This is a genomic window from Aeoliella mucimassa (assembly GCF_007748035.1).
Classification (GTDB): Bacteria; Planctomycetota; Planctomycetia; order Pirellulales; family Lacipirellulaceae; genus Aeoliella; species Aeoliella mucimassa.
Genome location: NZ_CP036278.1, coordinates 1,999,066 through 2,017,465, shown reverse-complemented (window position 1 = coordinate 2,017,465; position 18,400 = coordinate 1,999,066). Strand labels below are relative to the sequence as shown.

General features: G+C 58.1%; 12 protein-coding genes and 1 tRNA gene. 5 read left to right on the top strand and 8 right to left on the bottom strand.

What is annotated here, in order from left to right:
- Positions 1–83 precede the first annotated feature (83 nt).
- The 3 genes from Pan181_RS08155 to Pan181_RS08145 all read right to left on the bottom strand — a co-directional run bounded on the left by Pan181_RS08155 (position 84) and on the right by Pan181_RS08145 (position 5,808).
- Positions 84–1,418, bottom strand: a complete 1,335-nt coding sequence (locus Pan181_RS08155; protein WP_145246358.1) for a glycoside hydrolase family 28 protein — start codon at positions 1,416–1,418, stop codon at positions 84–86.
- Positions 1,419–1,536: 118 nt separating this feature from the next.
- On the bottom strand, positions 1,537–2,334 hold the full coding sequence (locus tag Pan181_RS08150; protein ID WP_145246357.1) for a PEP-CTERM sorting domain-containing protein: 798 nt from the start codon (positions 2,332–2,334) through the stop codon (positions 1,537–1,539).
- Positions 2,335–2,478: 144 nt separating this feature from the next.
- Entirely contained in the window at positions 2,479–5,808 is a 3,330-nt protein-coding gene (locus Pan181_RS08145) for a beta strand repeat-containing protein (RefSeq protein ID WP_197529033.1), read from the bottom strand.
- A gap of 940 nt (positions 5,809–6,748) precedes the next feature.
- On the opposite strand from Pan181_RS08145, the gene Pan181_RS08140 reads away from it, so the two are divergent.
- The 5 genes from Pan181_RS08140 (at position 6,749) to Pan181_RS08120 (ending at position 11,008) form a co-directional block, all read left to right on the top strand.
- Complete coding sequence (locus Pan181_RS08140) at positions 6,749–6,994, top strand: hypothetical protein (protein ID WP_145246355.1); 246 nt, start codon at positions 6,749–6,751, stop codon at positions 6,992–6,994.
- A 37-nt stretch (positions 6,995–7,031) separates the two neighbouring features.
- On the top strand, positions 7,032–8,138 hold the full coding sequence (locus Pan181_RS08135) for an ISKra4 family transposase (RefSeq protein WP_231943638.1): 1,107 nt from the start codon (positions 7,032–7,034) through the stop codon (positions 8,136–8,138).
- A gap of 73 nt (positions 8,139–8,211) precedes the next feature.
- Entirely contained in the window at positions 8,212–9,009 is a 798-nt protein-coding gene (locus tag Pan181_RS08130) for a helix-turn-helix transcriptional regulator (protein ID WP_145246353.1), read from the top strand.
- A gap of 250 nt (positions 9,010–9,259) precedes the next feature.
- A complete protein-coding gene (locus tag Pan181_RS08125; RefSeq protein ID WP_145246352.1) occupies positions 9,260–9,925 on the top strand; it encodes a helix-turn-helix domain-containing protein in 666 nt (221 codons plus the stop codon).
- A gap of 498 nt (positions 9,926–10,423) precedes the next feature.
- The gene (locus Pan181_RS08120; protein ID WP_145246351.1) at positions 10,424–11,008 is read left to right on the top strand and encodes a hypothetical protein; all 585 of its coding nucleotides are present in this window, start codon (positions 10,424–10,426) and stop codon (positions 11,006–11,008) included.
- Here Pan181_RS08120 and Pan181_RS08115 read toward each other — a convergent pair.
- The 5 genes from Pan181_RS08115 to Pan181_RS08095 form a co-directional block, all read right to left on the bottom strand.
- Positions 10,905–13,589 carry a hypothetical protein gene (locus Pan181_RS08115; RefSeq protein WP_145246350.1) on the bottom strand — a complete coding sequence of 895 codons (2,685 nt, stop codon included), beginning with the start codon at positions 13,587–13,589 and terminating at the stop codon, positions 10,905–10,907. The genes Pan181_RS08120 and Pan181_RS08115 overlap by 104 nt on opposite strands.
- An 870-nt stretch (positions 13,590–14,459) precedes the next feature.
- Entirely contained in the window at positions 14,460–15,500 is a 1,041-nt protein-coding gene (locus Pan181_RS08110; RefSeq protein WP_145246349.1) for a DUF1593 domain-containing protein, read from the bottom strand.
- A 90-nt stretch (positions 15,501–15,590) separates the two neighbouring features.
- Positions 15,591–16,163, bottom strand: coding sequence for a hypothetical protein (locus Pan181_RS08105; protein ID WP_145246348.1), 573 nt, complete (start codon positions 16,161–16,163; stop codon positions 15,591–15,593).
- 443 nt (positions 16,164–16,606) lie between these two features.
- Positions 16,607–16,680 (bottom strand) — tRNA-His (locus tag Pan181_RS08100).
- A 298-nt stretch (positions 16,681–16,978) separates the two neighbouring features.
- The gene (locus tag Pan181_RS08095) at positions 16,979–18,322 is read right to left on the bottom strand and encodes a hypothetical protein (RefSeq protein ID WP_145246347.1); all 1,344 of its coding nucleotides are present in this window, start codon (positions 18,320–18,322) and stop codon (positions 16,979–16,981) included.
- Positions 18,323–18,400 lie beyond the last annotated feature (78 nt).

Genomic DNA, 18,400 nt, shown 5'->3' with positions numbered 1-18,400 from the left:
GCGTTTCGCGAGGCTTACTCGCACCGACCTCGCTTCTCCCCCATCTTCAGTGTCATTCTGCCCGCCGATCGAATTGGACCCCGCTACGGTTGCTCCCAAACGAGCGGCTTGCCGTCGACGAAGGCCTGCTTGGCAACGAGTCCCTCGACATCACCGATGCGGAAGCCTGGCTTCTCGGTCGACAGGTCGACGTTCTCGATGGTCAAGTTGCGAATCACGTCCCCCTCGTTACCGCGCAGCTCGCCGAGCGATCGCACGTTGCCGGTGAGGTTACGAATCACTACGTTCTGCACCGTGGAGACAGGCGGGGCGTGGTCGCCGAGGTCGAAGAACTGCCGCCATGGTTTGACGTCGAACAACGCTTGGGCGCCCGCGAGTTCCAGGTCTTCGAATACGAAGTTCTCGTAGAGCTGCGGCGTATCGGGTCGCAGTTTGTAACGCACCATCGGTACTCCGTTGCCCACTCGGCACCGGCGGACCACCACGTTGCGGATGATGGTGGCCTCGCTACCGCAGGTGAGCATGCCATGGCCGTTCTCGAAATTGCAATCGGTCACCAGCACGTTCTCCACCGGAGGACTCGACTCGTCCTGCATGGCAAGCGGCCCCTTCGATCCCTTCAACGCGATGCAGTCGTCGCCGACCGAGATGGTACAGTTGCGAATGGTCACTCCCTGGCAGCTATCGACATCGATGCCGTCGGAGCTGGGGGCCCGGTCGATGGAGATCTCGTCCCAGGGCTGCGAAATGTCGGTAATCTGTGGCGGATCGCCATGGGGAGCGGTGATGGTGATGCCATCGATCACCACATTGCGACACCGATAAACGTGCAAGTTCCAGAAGCCGGAGTCTTTGAAGTGGATACCTTGCACAAGCACCTCAGAAGCACCATCGATGAACATCAACCGAGGGCGTTCAACTTCGAGATTCGTGCACTTGGGGTTCTCTTTGCGGCGTTTCCAGAAAGCGGCCCAGAAGGGTTTGCCGTTGCCATCGAGGGTGCCTTGGCCGGTGATCGCAACTCGCGACATCCCTTCGGCATTCACCAGCGCGGGCCGCCAGGGCTCAAAATGCCCTTCGATACGAGTGACTCGCTTCGGATAGTCGGCCAGGTCGGTCGAACCGAGCAGCACTGCGTCGTCGGCCAGATGCAGCTCGACCCCCTGTTTGAGGAACAACGCGCCGGTCTTGAACACGCCGGCCGGCACGACAACCCGCCCTCCCCCGTCGTCGGCCGCGGTGTCGATGGCTTGCTGGATGGCCTGCGTGCAAAGAGCTTGCCCGCCAGGCGTTGCACCATGGTCGATTACGTTGAGATCGGCCCCCACAGCAATGGAGCCAAACAGGAGCATAGTAAACGCAAAAAACGGCAGAGCGGTAGCTCGCCGTAGCGGGGTCGTAAATTGTAAGCGAAGCATGTCGAATCCCGGGGTCCAATAATCGCGAAAAGTTACCACTCCTCCCTCGTGGCGACCGACGAGTTTGCTGCCCGGCACTCGGCGATCGCCAGCGAAGGAGGTGGTAAAGGTTTGCTAGTTAGCCACGACGACGGGCGACCAGCAGCATGGCTCCGGCCAAGCCGCAAAGTACCAACGAGGTGGGCTCGGGCACGTTCGCCGAGTAGGTAAGATCCAACTGCGGATGCAGTGCGGAATCCACATTCTCTTTCGAAGCAATGCCCCACCCGCGACCACCATCGGCCTCGACCGGCAACAAGAACGTGACTAGCCCGTTGTCGTCGGCTCGCGAGTTGAGGAAGGCGATCAGATCGGCACCGGTGAGCACGATCTCGCCGGTCGAGTTGTTGACGCTTTCGACCACATTGGCTCCATCTTCCATATCAAGGCTCGTGAGCAAATCGCGGTCGATACCGTTGGCCTGGGTACCGGTCGTCGCGGTGTAATTGGGACTCCATTCGGCACCGGTATTGCGGAAGTCGAGCCCGTTGGTCGCATCGCCGGGATCGAAATCATCGGTTTCGTGCCAGTTCTGCAGGGTGTTGCCTGGCAGGTCGCTCAAACCATAAGTCGCGTAGCGTCCCGTGACGATCGTATCGTTCCGGGCGCTGGGCACTTTCCAAAGTCGCAGCGCGGCATCGGTGATGCTGTCGATATCGAGGCCCGACATATCGAACTGCACGTACGGCACAAACTCAGTGCGGGCGTCGAGTACTCCGTCGATCCCGTTGGCCGAGTAGCTCCGCCCATCGCGAATCCAAGTGTCGCTACTGGAATCGAGTGAAATGGTAGCCGCGGTTGCGGGACCAGCCAAGTAACAGGCTAAGGCGGCACCGGCCCAGGCCACGAGCCAGCGTTTCGGTTGTAGTCGTTTCATTAGTCGCTCCAGAGGAAGAGAGTCCAAGGTGAGTAATCACGCGAGAGAAAAGGAAATGCGATTCCGTGCGTCCGAAAGCGATCGTTCGGTGGAAGGTATGCCAGCCAGGGCCGACACACGTTTCACCGACGACCTGACACTCCACTACTTGATGCTGCAGCGGCGGGCTGCCACTCCAAGGGTTACCAATAGCAGGCAAACCACTGCCGAGGCAGGCTCGGGCACGTTCGCTTGATCACTAAGCGAAGCCGCGGCGGCCGTGGCACCGAAGTTGCCTTTCCACAAATCGTACTGGTCCAAACCGATGGCTCCGCCGACCGTGTCGTTCACGCCCAACGTGCCTTCCGCAGCACCAAGATTGTCGCGCCACACGGTATAATCGGCCAGGTTCACGATGCCATCGTAGTTGTAGTCGCCCGGAAGCACTGGTGGGGCGACGTAGGTAGTGACTTCAAGCAACCCGAGGCCAGTCAGGTAGTCGACGTAGTAGTCGGCCCCGGCCGGCATGTCGGCACTGCTGCCGTAGATACCGGTGAGTTGCGAGACCCCGTCGAGGAACAACGAGTCGATCACGTCGGTACCGGAGAAACTAAGATCGAACAACGCGCCGGTTTCCATGTACACATCGGCCGTGTCGGCGAGGTAGGCGTTGGTGACGCTGAGCGTACCTCCGCTGACTGTTGTATCACCGGTGTAGGTATTCAGGCCCGTGAGGGTCAGCGTACCGGAACCGACCTTGGTGACATATCCTTGAGCCGGGATCTCGGAGTCGGGATAGCCGTTGCCGCCATCTTCGATCACGCCATCGAACGTGGTGGAAGCGCCGGTATTGCCAATTTCCCAGTTCGTGCCGGGCGTGGCTCCGCCGCCGCCGAAGGGCGTGAGCAGCGTGCCGGCTTCGCCGGTGAGCGAGCCAAGCTGAATGGTGGTGACCGTGCTTGAACCAGCCCGATTGACCACTTGGGCGTTGTCAACCAGCACTACGTCGGCGTTTGGAAAATCGTTATCAGCGCCGTTGATACGAACCCACATGCCTTCGGCTGGTTCGGTCTCGTCGGGATCGGTACCGATGGTAATGGTACCAGTCAGGGCGGAGTCGACTCCGCCGATGTCGAGTCGCAAATCGGTGGAATCGCTAGCGAACTCCAGGTTGCCGCTACCCGACAGAGCGGCAGGATAGAATACAGCTCCGCTATCGGCGCGAATCACATTGTCGCCGCCTGAGAGTACGATGTCGTTGACCGTCAGTGCCGCGGCGGTAGTGTTGATCGTCGCCCCCGCTCCTGGTGCCCCGAGCATGAGGGTTCCGGTACCAAGGGCCCCACCGATGTCGGCGAGTTCCACGACGCCGTCTTCCACCGCCGCGGCGGTAAACGTGTTGGCTTCGGTGAAGGTTACCGTACTGGCACCGCTCTTGAGCAGTGTGCCGGTGGCGGTAATCGAGGCCCCCGAGAAGCTGTAGTTGTTCGTATCGGAGTCGATTACCATGTTATTCGGCGATACGGCCGAAGCAAGCACCACCGCGACGTTCGCTCCGGTATCGTCGAAGGTCACGTTATCGCCTTGGAAGAACGTTTCGGCAGCACTGCTGTTGATGTTCTCCCAGTTCACCGTAGCTTCGATGTCCCAGGCATCGTTCGTCGCTCCGGTCCAAAGCAGGTCGGCCGAGGCTCCCACCGCGGTGGTGGTGAACTTCAGGTCGTTGCCTTGAATAAACACGCTCGGCTTCGCACCGCGACCGGGCCAGTTGACTGTCCAACCACTTACTGCGTCGCTAAAACCGCCGGTCGATGTCAGGAAGGTGTAAGTCTCGCCCGGGGCGGGAGCCGCGCCCATGAAGTTCGGGTCGACGATACCGCCGCCGGAGACACTGGTGGAACCGGTGACCTGGACCAAGTCGTCGGTGCCGGGAGTTTCGCTCATGTCGAACACCACAGTACCGCCGTTAAAGGCAAGATTGCCATCGAAGGTGATGGTACCAATGGTCGGGATCGGCACGTTGGTGAGCGTGGTGTCGTTGTCGGGGGTCGACACATCGGCAGGGCGGATGTCGCCTTCGTCGTGATTGAAATCACCGACAATCGTCCCGCTCCCTTGAAATTGTTGCAACGGAGAACTGGAGAAGGTCGAGTCGGTGCCAGAAACATCAAGCACCGCGCCCGCCAGAACGTCGACGGTCGACTTGTCGGTACCTGCCCCGCCGGGAATCGAGTCGATCGCGTCGGTAAATGCCAGCGTGCCTTCGGTGACGCGAATCACTCCGCCTTGGCGACCGATATCGGTGCTCGAAGCAATCAACGAGTCGCCATCGAACATGCCAGAGAAGGTATGGGTACCGGTGCCGACTTTCTCGATCGAGATACCACCTTGAGCACTGTTGCCGACGATCGTGCCGGCGAAATTGCTGTCGGTGTTGAGACCACCAATGATGTACCGCGGGGCGCTACCGCCGCTGCCGTTGTGGCCGCCGTAGAGGGACGAGCCGGCGTCGCCGTTCAGTGCGCCGAGTTCCACGTTGTTGCCGTACGAGTTGGTTTGATACACCAAGTTAAACGCGGTGAGATTCACTTCGGTACTGGCAAACATCGCGCCGGAGGGTGCCCCCGAGCGGTTAAAGCGAGCGCGGAACCAACTTGGGCCATCCGCAGCTTCTTGGTTCACCAGATTTGCGACTGCGAAACCACCACCAGCTCCAAGCCAATCACCTTGGGCAGTGACGGTGGTCGCATCTCGCTCGGTTTCGAGATTGAAGGTCGCACCGGCTCCCGCTGGACGAACGTCGGTAAGCCAGTTCGAACCACGCAGCATTTGAATCGTCGCCGAAGCGCCCGCTTCCACGGTAACGTCGGTAAATGCCGTGCTTCCCGACGCATTGGTTTGTTCGAGGCGGGTATTGTTGCTCATCGTGATCGGCGAGCTCGCCTCTCCGTAGGTATCCGCGATGCGTACGGTCCCCTCGTTGATGTTGATGGGGCCCGTCAGACCGCTCAGGTCAAAACCAAACGTGATGATGCCGGCTCCCAACTTGGTAAAGCCGGACGAACCGGTGACCGAAAGGACGTCGTTTTCGTCGAGTTCGTTGTCGTAGCCGAGAATCACGTCGTCGGCGCCGTCGGCTTCCACCACGCCGAGCTGACCAACGGTAATCGTGGGCGAGGCGCCGTTGTTGTCGAGCACGATGCCCGAGTTATTGGTAGTCGACATATCCCACACGCCTGGCGTGGTAATGTTGGTGTCGCCGAAACTCAAGTGTCCCAAGGTAATTGGCGAGTCGACAATGATCGAAGCGTAGTCGACCACGTCGAGCGTACTCATGTCGGCCGTGTTGCCGGCACCGCCAGCGATGGTGCCGCCTGCCCAATTGCTCGCCGAAGCGTAGTCGCCCCCTGTTGCGCTGGTCCAGGTACCGCTTTGCGCCAGTAGCGTTTGGCTTCCGGCGACCATCAGAGCGATGGACAGCGCCACTGTGTTCATAGAAACCTTGGATGCTAAACGAGAAGTAGCCATCGTATTACGCAACTCCTGAATACTGCTGGAAAAGTTTGTGGTGCTCGAAGCACGAGCGCACTTGTGATCCCGTGGGAAAACAATGGAGCGCAATAAGAAACCGCCGGCTGATCATGGCACCCGAATGGGGAACCTCGATCGCACTAGAAAAAGTGAACCCCCGCCACCGCTTCAATGAGGAACAGTTAAGAAAAGCTACGCCTGTAGCGATTGTGTCGCTAAAACTAAATAGGTTGATGATCTCATACTAGCCGTCTGAACGGCGTTCGCAAGTCGCATGAAACCGATTGCAAGACTTGGGGCCAGTGTTGCGGAAAAGGTCGGTGATTCGGCGGGTCGCCGCAGCTATTTTACTACTGCAACAGCCTGGCAACCAGTATTTCGAGGCGCGCCATATCGCTTACTACCGGGCGACCCTCACCCCGCTAACAGGCAATGGCTGAAAGGCCACACCAAAATCACAGTCGATAGATGGCTATTACTCGAGGCAAGATGAGCAAGTTGTCCAACCCCCTAGATCCCAAAGCGGTGGTTGAAGAACAGCAATCGAGTATCCCCCTGAGAAAGAAGGTAGGTCGACGTGTAGGGCCCCCCTTTTATCGACCCTACACGCCTGCCCCCCAAATGCCAAGCGAGCATGTACCCGACAGCTCCCCTCCCCGCTGGTCGTCCAACTTCGCTCAAAGCATCACTTGTTGCTGACAACCTTAGTCCCCTTCTCGATCGCAGCCCTCCAAGTATGCAACCCAATTTGCGCAATGAATATCACCCCAGGGGGTGAAATCCGCCACAAAAAGTAAGCATAATAGTCGGGCTTGTGTAAGCGTCTCGAAAGTAGGCATGAAATCGGTTCTAATATATTGTGCCGGGTGACTCTTCCTATTTTGCCACACGCCAGGAGATGATCATGGCCTATTCGCCGCGTGAGCCAATCGAGCTAAACGAAGAGGAGCAGCGAGTTTACGAGCTGCTGGGAGATTGCTTCGAGCAGGAACGCCGGCGGATCGCGAAGGCGCTCGCTGGCAAGGACGACTCGAATCTGTTTGGGCAGACGGAGTTCGACCTCCGCGACCGAGTGCATGCACTCGGAGCCAAGGCCTTGGAAACAGTCGCCAACGAGCGACAAAAAAAGGGACGGGTACGAGAAAGCTAGCTGCGTCTGCCCGACCTGCAATGGCGACGCCCGCTGCGTGAACGTTCGCTCGCGGTGGGTCGATAGCCTGCTCGGCCCACTGCAAGTGAGGCGTCACTACTACCACTGCCGCCGGTGCCGTCACGGATTGTTTCCGCGGGACAAAACGTTGGGACTCGGCAAGCGAAAGTTTAGTCCGGCCGCGGCCCAGGTGGTGAGCATCGCCGGCGTGCAAACGAGCTTCGCTCAGTCGAGCGAAGTGACACTTCGTAAACTGTGTGGACTGAAAGTCAGCGAGTCGACCGTCGAACGAGTCACCGAAGACGCTGGCGAGCGTCTCCAAACGTTACTCGCCGAAGGCGAGACGTTTGGCAACACAGAGCCGTTCGCCTGGCAACGCGATGCGCATGGCAAGACGTGCGCGTACGTGAGTCTCGACGCCACAGGCGTGCGACAGCAAGGCCCTCGTGGCGCGCAGGCCGAGGGCCGCATGGCGTACGTCGGCATGATTTACAACATAAACAGCGAGCAGGATGCTCGCTCGCCCGACCCGCATTCGGTGCGGTATTTATCGGGGTTTTATGAACTCCCGGAACTTGGGCGGCAACTGCGTCGCCAAGCCGCCGCGGTTGGGTGGGACGAGGCAGAGCAGCAGATCGCGATCTCGGATGGCGGTGCTGGTTTAGAAGAGTTCTTGCGAGTGCACTTCCCGCGTGCGGAGCGGATCCTCGACTTCTGGCACGCGAGTGAGTACCTGGTGGAATTAAGCCAGTCGCTCTATCCGGACGACGAGGAGCATCGCACTGCTCAGTTGGCATCGTGGTGTCACCGGCTGAAGCACCAAGGAGGCTTGAGCATCGTGTGGATGTTGCAGTCGCTGGAGAAGACCAACTGGTCTTCCGCTCAACGCGAAGCTTATACGACCTGCCTGCGATACTTCCAAAACCACCAGCACAAGATGAACTACCCCCGCTACGTGGCCCACGGCTGGCAGATCGGCAGCGGCCCGGTCGAGAGCGCGTGCAAAACCGTCGTGGCGGGGCGCTTGAAGCAAAGCGGCATGCGCTGGAGCCAGCACGGCTCAAACGCCGTGTGCCACCTCCGCGCCCTCTACCTCAGCCAACGCGGCTGCTGGGAAGACTACTGGCAAAAGTACGCAGCTTAAGCAAACTGCCCACAATTGTGACGCTTACACGTCGGGCTTATCCTTATGTCTTGTCCAACCCTTGAGAGAATCGATGCCCGACTCGGATCAAAACCTGATTCCCATGGAAGATGCCGTGGCCGCCGTGAAGCTCCTGGGCGACGTCGCGGGCCACGAAGGGGACGTGAACGAGCGAAAGCGACTGTTAATGCAGCGGCTCAAAGAGTTCACCGACGCCGATGGATGGCTGTGGTCCGTGACCTTTCGCGATGCTTCGAACAACCGACCGATGTCGGTCGGCGTGATCCACGAAGGGCTTACCGATTCGCAGTTCAGCGGATGGCTCGAAGCCAGCCAGGTCGCTCGCCCACAACCCCCGGAGGACCAACCGCTCGGGCGCGAACTTGCCAAAGGCATGCACTACACCCGTACTCGCCGACAGTTGGTCACCGACGCGGAGTGGTACAACAGCCCCACGGTTAAGAAGTATCGACTCGACCGCGGCATCGACGACTTTCTCTACAGCATCTACCCCCTCGGCGGCGACGACATGTGCAGCGCTATCGGGCTGTTCCGCCACGTGGGCCGCGAGCCGTTTGCCGACCATCATCGCCGAGTCACGCATATCATCCTGTCGAATGTCGAATGGCTACACTTCGCAGGGCTTCCGGAGCATCGCGAGAATGCGGTGCCGCAGCTCACGCCGACCCAGCGGATGGTGCTCGTCTACCTGCTCGAGGGACGACGTCGGAGCGACATCGCTGAGCTGATGCACATCACAGAGAACACCGCGAAGGTGCATGTTCGCAACGTGCTGAAGTTCTACGACGCGAAAGACCAGCTCGATCTGGTTTGTAAGTTCCGCGCCGGCGACGGCCGCGATGTGGTGTGAGACCGCCGACGCTTTTGCGACCCCATCTCAAAAACGCGGATGACCGCCATTGCATCGCAACCCTCAAGCTCCACCATCCATCACACTGAAAAATCTCCCAGAAAACTACTAATTTCCAACCCCCGATCGCTGCTACGATCCGTCGTAGTCGATTTAAACGGTGTTTTACCACTAGTCGCTCCGATAGCCGACACCTAGACTTACCCTGTTCAAATCGTAAGGGAAACCAAGGACGGGGGGATGGGAGTCGATGGGTTGGAAGAAGCGACCACCGGAGAGTTCGCTCTCGTGCATGGGCGACGTGTTGCGCCGTTATCGAAAGCGACGTGGTTGGACCCAGGACGAGCTGGCCATTCGTTCGGGCTACAGCCTGCGATTGGTTCGTAAGGCAGAAGCCGGGCAGCCGGTAAACATCGACACCATCGAGATTCTCGCCGAAGCCCTCTCGACCAGCGACGACCCGCTGCCGCCAGAAGACGTGGTGGCAGCGCCGGGCCTCATCGTGCAGGCGTTTTTCGAGCGATTTCAAAAACATGGAGTTGAAGTCGGCGAAAACGTCGACGACATTGTTTCGCCGAACTTCCGCTTCTGGGTGGCTGGCGACGAGTCGCTGCTGCCGTTTGCGGGTACTTGGCACGGGTACGAAGGCCTGTCGAAGTACGCCCAAACGCTGATGTCGATTCTCGCCCCCGTGGAGGTGAATCCCTCGACGCATCGGCTTTACGTTGATGGCTCGAACGTGATCTACAACGGCTCGATGACCTGGAAAGGCATCGGCTCGTCAAACCATCACGATGTCTGGCAAGTGAACCATTACCGCGTAAAACGGGGCAAAATCATCGAGTGGCTCTGCTACCTCGACACGCTGGCCGTCGAGCGACTTTACCGCGATTTTCTGGCCGCACAGCAATCCTGAGCCGCTCGCTAGCAAAGTGCCGGTTTTCTGCGGAAGCCAGCATTATACTGGAACTGAAACGCGGGCTACCGAGTGTTTGCTACTCGCCACCCATGGATTTTGCTCCGGCAGATAACACAACTTGGCTGGTTCGACGCGTGCCTCCATGGGGGGCAGGCACCCGAAGAATCCAGCTACTCCAGCGGCCCGAGACTCTCCACTCGGGCCGCTGTTTTTTTGGCCCCCTGCCCTGCCAATACGTCAGCTGGAGAGCTTCGCAGCGGTCTCTAATCGCTGCCCCGGAACTAGTGGTTTTCTGCCGGTTTTCGGTTTTGGAAGCTGCTCATTGGGCGACCTTTGCAACCGGATGACCATTGGGGAATAAAGAATAGCAACTGAGCAGATAGGTCAACTGGCTCCAGTCACTTATCATCATATATCCCATCGAAGATTGCCTTCCTTTAGGTCGGCACTTGAACTCGCTAACGGCAAACTCGCCCGCCAACGAGCCTCCCCCCCATGAAACCTAAGACCATCCTCCTTACTGCCGTGTCGCTGTTGCTCCTCGGCTGGATCGTGGGGCTGGGGTGCTATCCACTGCTTATGTGGTCGCCGCTCAATTGCCGGCACGAGTACGTTGATCTTCAGTCGGGCCGTATCATGCGGCAACAGATCGTGCTTGGTATGGCAGTTCGCGAGCGGGTGGAAGAGTCGCCGATCAGCCGTGTGTTGGCAACGGACCAGGTACCCGCCGACTGGCAACGCGTGCAAACGTTCTCGCCCTGCGTCGATCATTCGCCGCACTATCGGTACCACGGTTGCCTGCAGCAGATGCGAGAGCTCCAGATGATTTGGGAACTAGGCCACATGACCGTCGAGGCCCAACGTAAGTCGGCCGTCGAACTCCTCAAGCATTGGCAACAGGACGATAGCGGTCAGGCAGCCGAGGAGTTCTTGAACCATTTGTCCGAAACCATGCACGCGTCGGTTGCTCCGTGCATCACGGACTCCCCAAGTCACGAAGATGTAGCGCCCGCAACTGAAACGGATACAGCGACATCTGAACCGAGTCGCCCGAGCGAGCAAGCGGCTCGTCGGTCGTAGCATCCACCACCTGTCCGTCGCCCGGCAATCGAATCTGGATGTTCGATAGCGGCTTCCTACTCAGGCTGACGACGGCAAGATAAACGCCTTGGCCGTCGGTCTCGATTGCCCGCACCACGACTTCGGGATGCGACGAAGCGCCGTGTAAACGCGTGCTCGGTAGTGCCGGCAACGACAGGAAGGCCGTGTTGAATGCCCGAACGTACTGGGGAAATCCTCGATTGAAATTATTGCCGGCCAGGTAGCCGAGATACCATGGATCCCCGTTGGCCATCGCATAGGCTTCGGCCATCATGCAATAGGGCCCCGCTCTCTCGATATCCGCAACGAAGTATCCCAAGAGTGGATCGTCGTTCTGGTCGAACATCATGTCCTCGTTCAACGGATAGTGCCGAATGAGTGCTAGTCCCGAGTCACCACGAAACGCATCGAAGGTTTCCGGATCAACAACGGTATAGAGCCGGTTAAACGCGTGAGTCATCAACACCCCGTCGACATCGGTGTAGTTTGCCGGGTCTGCGGGGGGATTGCGGTGATTCAACTCCCACCCGCCCCAGTTGAGTGGTTCCGCAAGCAGCGCTTCAAGGTATCGATGCGACGATTGGATTTCGCTAACCGTCACAGGCGCAAGCCGCTTGTCGCTGACGAGGTCTTGGATCGGTCGCAGCCGATTGATTTCATCAGTCGCAACCACATTGTCCCAAGTCGGAAAGCGGACACCACTCTCAGCGGCTTCCGCGGTGAAGAGTACTTGAGCTTCCGCGACTCCCTGGTCGCGAAGGTAGTCGCGCATCGCCACGAGGAATTCGCGACGTTTGTCATTCCACCACGATTTGTAGCGTTTCAGCAGCGATGGATCATCGATCAAGTCTTGCCGCGTGACAGCGACGGACTGATTGGCTTCGTCGGCGAAACGTTCGCGCGTCGAATCCGCGAAACTCATTGGCATCTGACCACGGCTGCGCAACCAGGCTCCCACAAAGTTTGCCTTCTGACGATGACGCACAATGGTCAGATCCAGCATCTTTTCGAAGTCGCGGTACGTCTTCGGGTCGGTGATATCGGCGTTGCTATTTTCGATCCACGTAATATGGGAATAGGCATCATCCCGAGTTAACGGCTTCGCCAGCTTTTGGTTCCCAAGCCCGTGGGCACCTTTGCTGCCGGAATATTCATAGTAGGGCAATACGTTGAAGTCGGCTTCTCCCATCAACGCGACAATTTGAGACCACAAGTCCTTTTGCTCCGCATTGAAGTACGCCCAATCGTTGCCGCCGTGAGGGGTTGTATCCCAATGCTGCACCGCACCGAACTCAAGCAGATCCTTGCTGAATGTATTGAATCCCAAGAACTTCATTCGATCACGCTTGAACCGCCACCAGTCGAGTGGATTCGTCACCCCACGGCGCGACTGGTCGCCGGCCAGTACGCCATCCGACATTTCTTCTCGCCAAAAAAGGTGGCGGTGCGGCAGATCTTTCGGCAAGCGAACCTGTGCGTCGAATCGCGCTGGATCGGGAACGGCCAAAAGCCGAATCCGCGAGACCGCTGCGCCATGAGAAAAGGGAATGTTTTGCTCCGAAAACTGAGCAATAGTGACCGTAAAACCTTCTTCGGGAGTGTCTTGCCGAGGCTGGCTGTCGCCACGGATGAACTGCACACGCGGCGTTCGATCGTGAAGCTGAAACAGACTGGTCCAAGTGCGGTATTCGCCGGAAAGCGGAATGTCCAACGATTCACTCAGGTTGGTCACGTACTTGGGATAGAGCGCATCGCCAAAGGTGGTGCCGGTATGAAATCCCGTACCCGTTTCGTCGCCGGCGTTCATGACAATCCAACTACGCGGGGCGTCTTCGGGAAATTCCACCTCGAGTACATAGGTCATGCCAGGCTCCAGCAATTTCAGCTTGCCGATGCGGTAGGTCATGTAGCTTGCCTGGCCTTTGATCTTCGGCAAAACACGACACGGCTTGCCCAAGATCGTTTCCACCCGACTAATATCTTCGGGGCTCTGTTGGAGGGGAGCGACCTTGGAGGTATCGATCTCATCAATCAGATAGAGTTCGCCGAAGGGTTCTGCGACCTTCACCTTGGGACGTCGCCGCATTTCGTCACGTGCCTTTTCCAAGGCTGCCTCACGCGCGGCGGCTGCCTGGGCCATGGCGGCCTTGCGTTTCTGCATCGCTTGGTAGGCCTCGTCGGTGTACTCATAGAGGGCAATCTCGCTGAAATTGGCGGCTCCATCCATGCGGGTCAAACGGAGATAACGCGTTTCGCAATCCAACGGAATCTCTACCCACTGTTGGTATTTGGAACAGCGGTGGGTCGTGGCAAGCTGCCAGTTGTCAGGGCGTCCGATCGAAACCTGAAGTTCGCCCGTGCCGTTGGTGTCGAAGATCCAGAGCGAAGCCAAACGCCGCTCCGACTTCAAATCGATCGTCGCATGATGCGGGTAGTTACCTTTGCCGTTGCGAGGAGTGCTCCAACCAGAAATCGGCTTGCCCACAGGGGTGCCGATAATCTCCTGCTGTTCATCCACAAGCGGATGCTCGCGGTCTGAACTTGTCTCGTCGACAATCATGGAAGACTCTAACTCAAGTCGGTGACGATCCAGCTCTTGAGCACAAACCTCACTGCTTGGCGTCAAACTGTACGAAACGCTCAGCGACAAGAACAGCAGATGGAGAACCAGTATTCGGAATGGAGAGTGACGCTTAACCAGCATGGGATGAACTCCGTGGAGAACGGGAACTTCAGCTGTGCATTCGTGGCGGGGAGTACCCGGACCGGCGGCGACTTTGGCGTGAGCGAGCTTCACTTGGGCCCCTGCAACTTTGAGGGAAAGGTCGTTCGTGAATCGACGGGCTTCCTCGCTAGTCTACGCTATCGCAGCAGGCGGACCGGGATTTTCTAAATCCTCCACTTTTCGCTGGAAATTGGCCACCACACATGATCAAATGAACATGCAGATAGAACTGTAGCCTGTTTGGTGGAAGGAGGTTGGTGAGATGTGACGCTTTTTATTCGAACGCTTAGCGACGCGCTGGCGATGTTTTGCTCGCGTGGGCGTTGGCTGCTGCGCGGATGGTAAAGCCGTAGGCTCTATAGGCTAGCCCTTCGGGTCACTGGAAACTTACCGCAGCATGACAGTCCGCATTCCGCTTCCCCCTGATCCCTGATCCCTGCCCCCTGACCCCTGACCCCCAAATCCTGAATCCTCCCAATAATAGTTTCCCACCCCTGGGAATCTATTTTGGGCGCTTTCAACGGAGGTGTTGTTGCAAATGCATACAGGCAAACGACTTGCGATTGATACCCACGGCGATAATAGATTCCCACTCGATGCGTTTTGCAGAATGGGAATCTATTCGCAGGCGAAAACCACTGGTTTTGTAGAGTGCGTGCAGATTCAATTTTCCCACTGGTGGGTAAATTGGGAATCTATTCCGAGCTACTGCCCGTCGCGAAGCCAAGTCATCCGCTGTTGCCAGTCGCTTAGGTAGTCTTGCCGCCAGCGATTCACGGTTTTCGCGCCGGCTCGATTTTGGTCGCTCAGGCTTGGTTGTGGATCGTCGGTCCAGTAGTGCGGGCCATGGTCGGTTGGTTGAAAGGCACCGCCCCAGTGGTCCGCGGTCGGATCGTTGATGTCGCCCCGCAGCAGGTACAGCAGCGACGGAGTGTCGCCCATTTTGATGTCTTGCTTCTTGTCCCAGTACAAACTTCCCAAAGCCCCAAAGTCGCGCACATGACGCTTGATAAACTCGCGATTGCCCCACTCGCCTTGCTGCAGTCCGCCCTGGTACATGCCGCGGAAGGTGGTGTCGTTTTCGATCCACCACAGATCGGGATGCTTCTCGTACAAGTACTTGCGGGCGGACTCGTCCATCTTGGTGTTCCACGAACCAATGGAATACACCCGCAGGTTGGTTTTGATCGTAGGATCGTCGTGCACCGCCTGGGCGACATCGGTAATGCTGCCCCACACGAGCACCCACAAGGGGCGGTCGGCTTTGAGCTTGGCTTGCTGCACGATCCGCCGCGAACCATCGGTCGGCTGACTCCACCCTTTGGCCGGAGCAGCATCGATGGCCCCCTGCACCGACAACTCGCGAAGCTCGCTGGCCGTCGGGAACTGTCGGCCGCTGTTGCGACAGAGCGCTCGATAGTCGGCTTCGTACGCGTCGAGCACTTCGTGGATGTGCTCCAGTCGCCCCTTATCGGGCGGCGACGAAATGAGCCCTTCGATCTGCAGCGAGTCGGCATACAGCAGCAGATGGACCATCGACTGAAAGTCGTCGGGGTCGGATCCTCCGATGTCGGTCGAAATGATCACCCGTGGCCGCTCGCCCGCCAGCGCGCCCCCCTCAGGCGACTCGGCCAGGCTCTCAGCACCCAAGGCCAAACCAACTCCCAGCAATCCCAAGCAGCACAAAGCAACCCCACCAGCGGGGTGGAAGGAGACGAATTGACTGAGCTTGGCGGAACATTTCATCGGTCAAATACCTTTCGTTGCCACAGCTGCTGGATAGAGAGGAAGGGGCGTAGGCGATTGGAGTCGCAGCGAGTCGCAATCGGCTCGCTTTCATCGGCCCCCCCGGCTTGTCTCGGGGGCTTCTTTACAGGATTGATCTTCGCTCCTTTCGTATATTAGGTCCGCCTTTTGTAGTGGCTCGAAGTTCTCGTGGTAAGCCTTTTGGCTATTCTCCAAAAAGGTGTCTTCCTCCAACAACGGGACTTTCGTCACAAACGCGAATGTCTCCGAGTCGCTTTCCTCCATATGCATTTCGTCGTGCCAAGTTCCGCTGCTAAGTCTCTTGACATAGACAAGCAAGTCTGGGCTTACGGATAGTTGCTCCAGCACCTTCAATAAACAAATACTCTCCACAATAATCGGTTGTATGCTTTCCTGTGATTCACCTAGCTTAGCAGCCAACTCATTCATCCGGATCGCTTCGAGATGTGAATGGGACTCACCCTTGTTTAAGTACTCATCCACATGAATAACTGTAGCTGGAAGCTCTTTTGCAACATAATCCGCAAGCGTCGTTTTCCCCGAGTTCATGCAGCCGTCAATTCCGATGCATGCCAAAGGCTTCAACTGCATCGTTTCCCTGATGGCCTGCAAAACACTCTCTTGATCTTTTAAGACTTTCATGGCTACCTTTGATTGTTAAACAAATCGATTCGGTTCAAGCACTCTCGGTGGGGTGTAAGGTTGCAGGAAGCACCGTACTAACGCCAAGCGAAAGCTAGGAGTGCATCCCCTATTACAATCATACGATCGGCAGCAATTTCTTCCTCAGCGTTCGCCGCGAAGCTCCAGTCAATTGGAGTTAGCAGGCTGCTGCAAGCCCTGAAATGGGACAACTTGGATACTCTTTATCGCCCGATTCTCGGGGATTGGTGTTATTCAGTATGCAGCGTTCTGATACTCCAAACAGCTTCCAATCAATTGGAGCTTTTGGACAAACAACCTCTGAAATCTGTACCCGATTTCGCTCGGATTTCGTTCCAAATCGGGTACAAAATCGGGTACGCAAGATGGGCCAATTCTGGCCGATTGCCGTAAGTGCCTTGCAGAAAAGGACTTATAAAAAGGGTGGCTGAGGGGTCTCGAACCCCCGACCTTCGGAATCACAATCCGACGCTCTAACCAACTGAGCTACAGCCACCGTGGGTGGTTCGCCGAGCTGGGTGGCTCGGCGAAGCAAGAATCGTACCTTGTTTTGGGGCCTTTGAGCAAGTGGCTATCGGGCACGCCAGTAGCGGAATACCACAGCAGCGGCTACGCCGGTAGCAACGCCCAGCAAGTAAACCAGGGCCAACGAGGGAGATTCGACGTGTGTAATATGGGCAAGCAGGGACATGGCAGTAGGGACCCTAAATCGAGGGAATGGTTCGGTGAAATCCGGTCTTATGTCTTAGCCGATTCGGGAGCGTTTGGCTAGTCGAAACAGCCCGCGGAGTCCCCTATTCGGCGGGCAGTTGTCGCACGAATTGCTGGAATTCGGCATCCAATTCCGGATACGAGGCCCCCATGAGTTCGGCCAGCGTGGTTGAGTCGTCCTTGCCGGCGTACACCTGCTGCAGGTACTCGACAAACGAGCGATGCCGCGGAGGGGTCTGCAAGCAGAATGCCGCCAGGGCGGTCGCCTCTCCGTACAGCGGGGCGAGGTCGCTCCGCTGCTGCAGATCGTTTTTGCCGAGCGAAACGAGTTCGGCCAGCGACACATGATAGCCCTGCTCGACCAATCGCAGACGAGCCCCAGGGAGTCGTCCTGCGGTGGGGGTGCCGATGGTGAAGAGCCGCTCTCCCTGCTCGGCGGCTACGGGAGCGAGTGTCTCGAACCAGCAAGCAACTCCCTCGATGGCCCAGAAATTATGCTTCGTCCCCGGATCACGACGAGCCGAGTCCGACTCCTGGAACAACTGATGCACCGACTCGTGGAGCAACGTGCTGTCGATGGAGAACTCGGTGGAATGGAAGAAGTGCGCTTCGCGCTGATGGTCGAAGTAAATGCCGATGGTCTTACCGATCAGCGGTTGCCGGCGGAGCAATTGGCGGTTGTATTGGTCGCGGTCGCGATGGAACACCACCTGAAACGGCCGCGAACGCACGCCTGGTACCCGATGCTTCTCGAACCGGTCGAGAAGCTCGCTGTTGTCGATGGCAAAATCGGCAAACAATTGCAACCACACCTGATAGAGCTGTTCAAGCTTCGCAGCCAGGTGCGTGCCGGCCTCCAGGCTATGGTTGGTGGTCACCACGAAGTGGTCGGTTCGAATCTGCCAGCCCTCTTCGATTTCGCGATGGGCCTCGGCATCGACTTCGGCCGACACCCATCGGCGGCGCATTGGTCGTTCGCCGGCCTGGTAGCGGGCGAGGTCCTCCGGCTCGATCCAACCGTAGTCGGCATTCCAGACTTGTCCCCGCTTGGCCATGCGCACCCCGTATGCAGTCAGCCAGCGATCTTCGTACCGCTCGTAGCCCAGGGCCAGGCGGGCGGACTCGCAATTCGGGTCGGCGTCGACTGCTTCGGTCGCCAGGCGAATGGCCAACGCGGCTTCGCCCAGTTCGGCAGCCTTGTGTGCCAGCTGCGAGAGCTTCTCGGCCTGCTCGGGGTCGGCTGGCGAAGTGCTGGTGGTGCCCGAATAGTCGTCGGCCGCCACGGCGAGCCACTGCCCGACCGGCGGCGACTGAAACCGCCGCAGCGATTGCCATTGGGTGCGGATTTCGTCGACCGTCTGCGCATGCGACAACCCGGCTACCAAAACGGCAACCATCGCGGCCATCGACAGGCGAACAGCAAGCATGCGGAATCTCGGCAGTTGGGCGAACCGGCAGGCATCGGGCGTACTGTTATTATTGTAGCACCCGGTGCCCGCCAATTT

Coding starts and splice junctions, on each gene's coding strand:
- Pan181_RS08155 (WP_145246358.1), bottom strand. CDS start 1,418: ATGCTTCGCTTACAATTTACGACCCCGCTACGGCGAGCTACCGCTCTG.
- Pan181_RS08150 (WP_145246357.1), bottom strand. CDS start 2,334: ATGAAACGACTACAACCGAAACGCTGGCTCGTGGCCTGGGCCGGTGCC.
- Pan181_RS08145 (WP_197529033.1), bottom strand. CDS start 5,808: ATGAACACAGTGGCGCTGTCCATCGCTCTGATGGTCGCCGGAAGCCAA.
- Pan181_RS08140 (WP_145246355.1), top strand. CDS start 6,749: ATGGCCTATTCGCCGCGTGAGCCAATCGAGCTAAACGAAGAGGAGCAG.
- Pan181_RS08130 (WP_145246353.1), top strand. CDS start 8,212: ATGCCCGACTCGGATCAAAACCTGATTCCCATGGAAGATGCCGTGGCC.
- Pan181_RS08125 (WP_145246352.1), top strand. CDS start 9,260: ATGGGTTGGAAGAAGCGACCACCGGAGAGTTCGCTCTCGTGCATGGGC.
- Pan181_RS08120 (WP_145246351.1), top strand. CDS start 10,424: ATGAAACCTAAGACCATCCTCCTTACTGCCGTGTCGCTGTTGCTCCTC.
- Pan181_RS08115 (WP_145246350.1), bottom strand. CDS start 13,589: ATGATTGTCGACGAGACAAGTTCAGACCGCGAGCATCCGCTTGTGGAT.
- Pan181_RS08110 (WP_145246349.1), bottom strand. CDS start 15,500: ATGAAATGTTCCGCCAAGCTCAGTCAATTCGTCTCCTTCCACCCCGCT.
- Pan181_RS08105 (WP_145246348.1), bottom strand. CDS start 16,163: ATGAAAGTCTTAAAAGATCAAGAGAGTGTTTTGCAGGCCATCAGGGAA.
- Pan181_RS08095 (WP_145246347.1), bottom strand. CDS start 18,322: ATGCTTGCTGTTCGCCTGTCGATGGCCGCGATGGTTGCCGTTTTGGTA.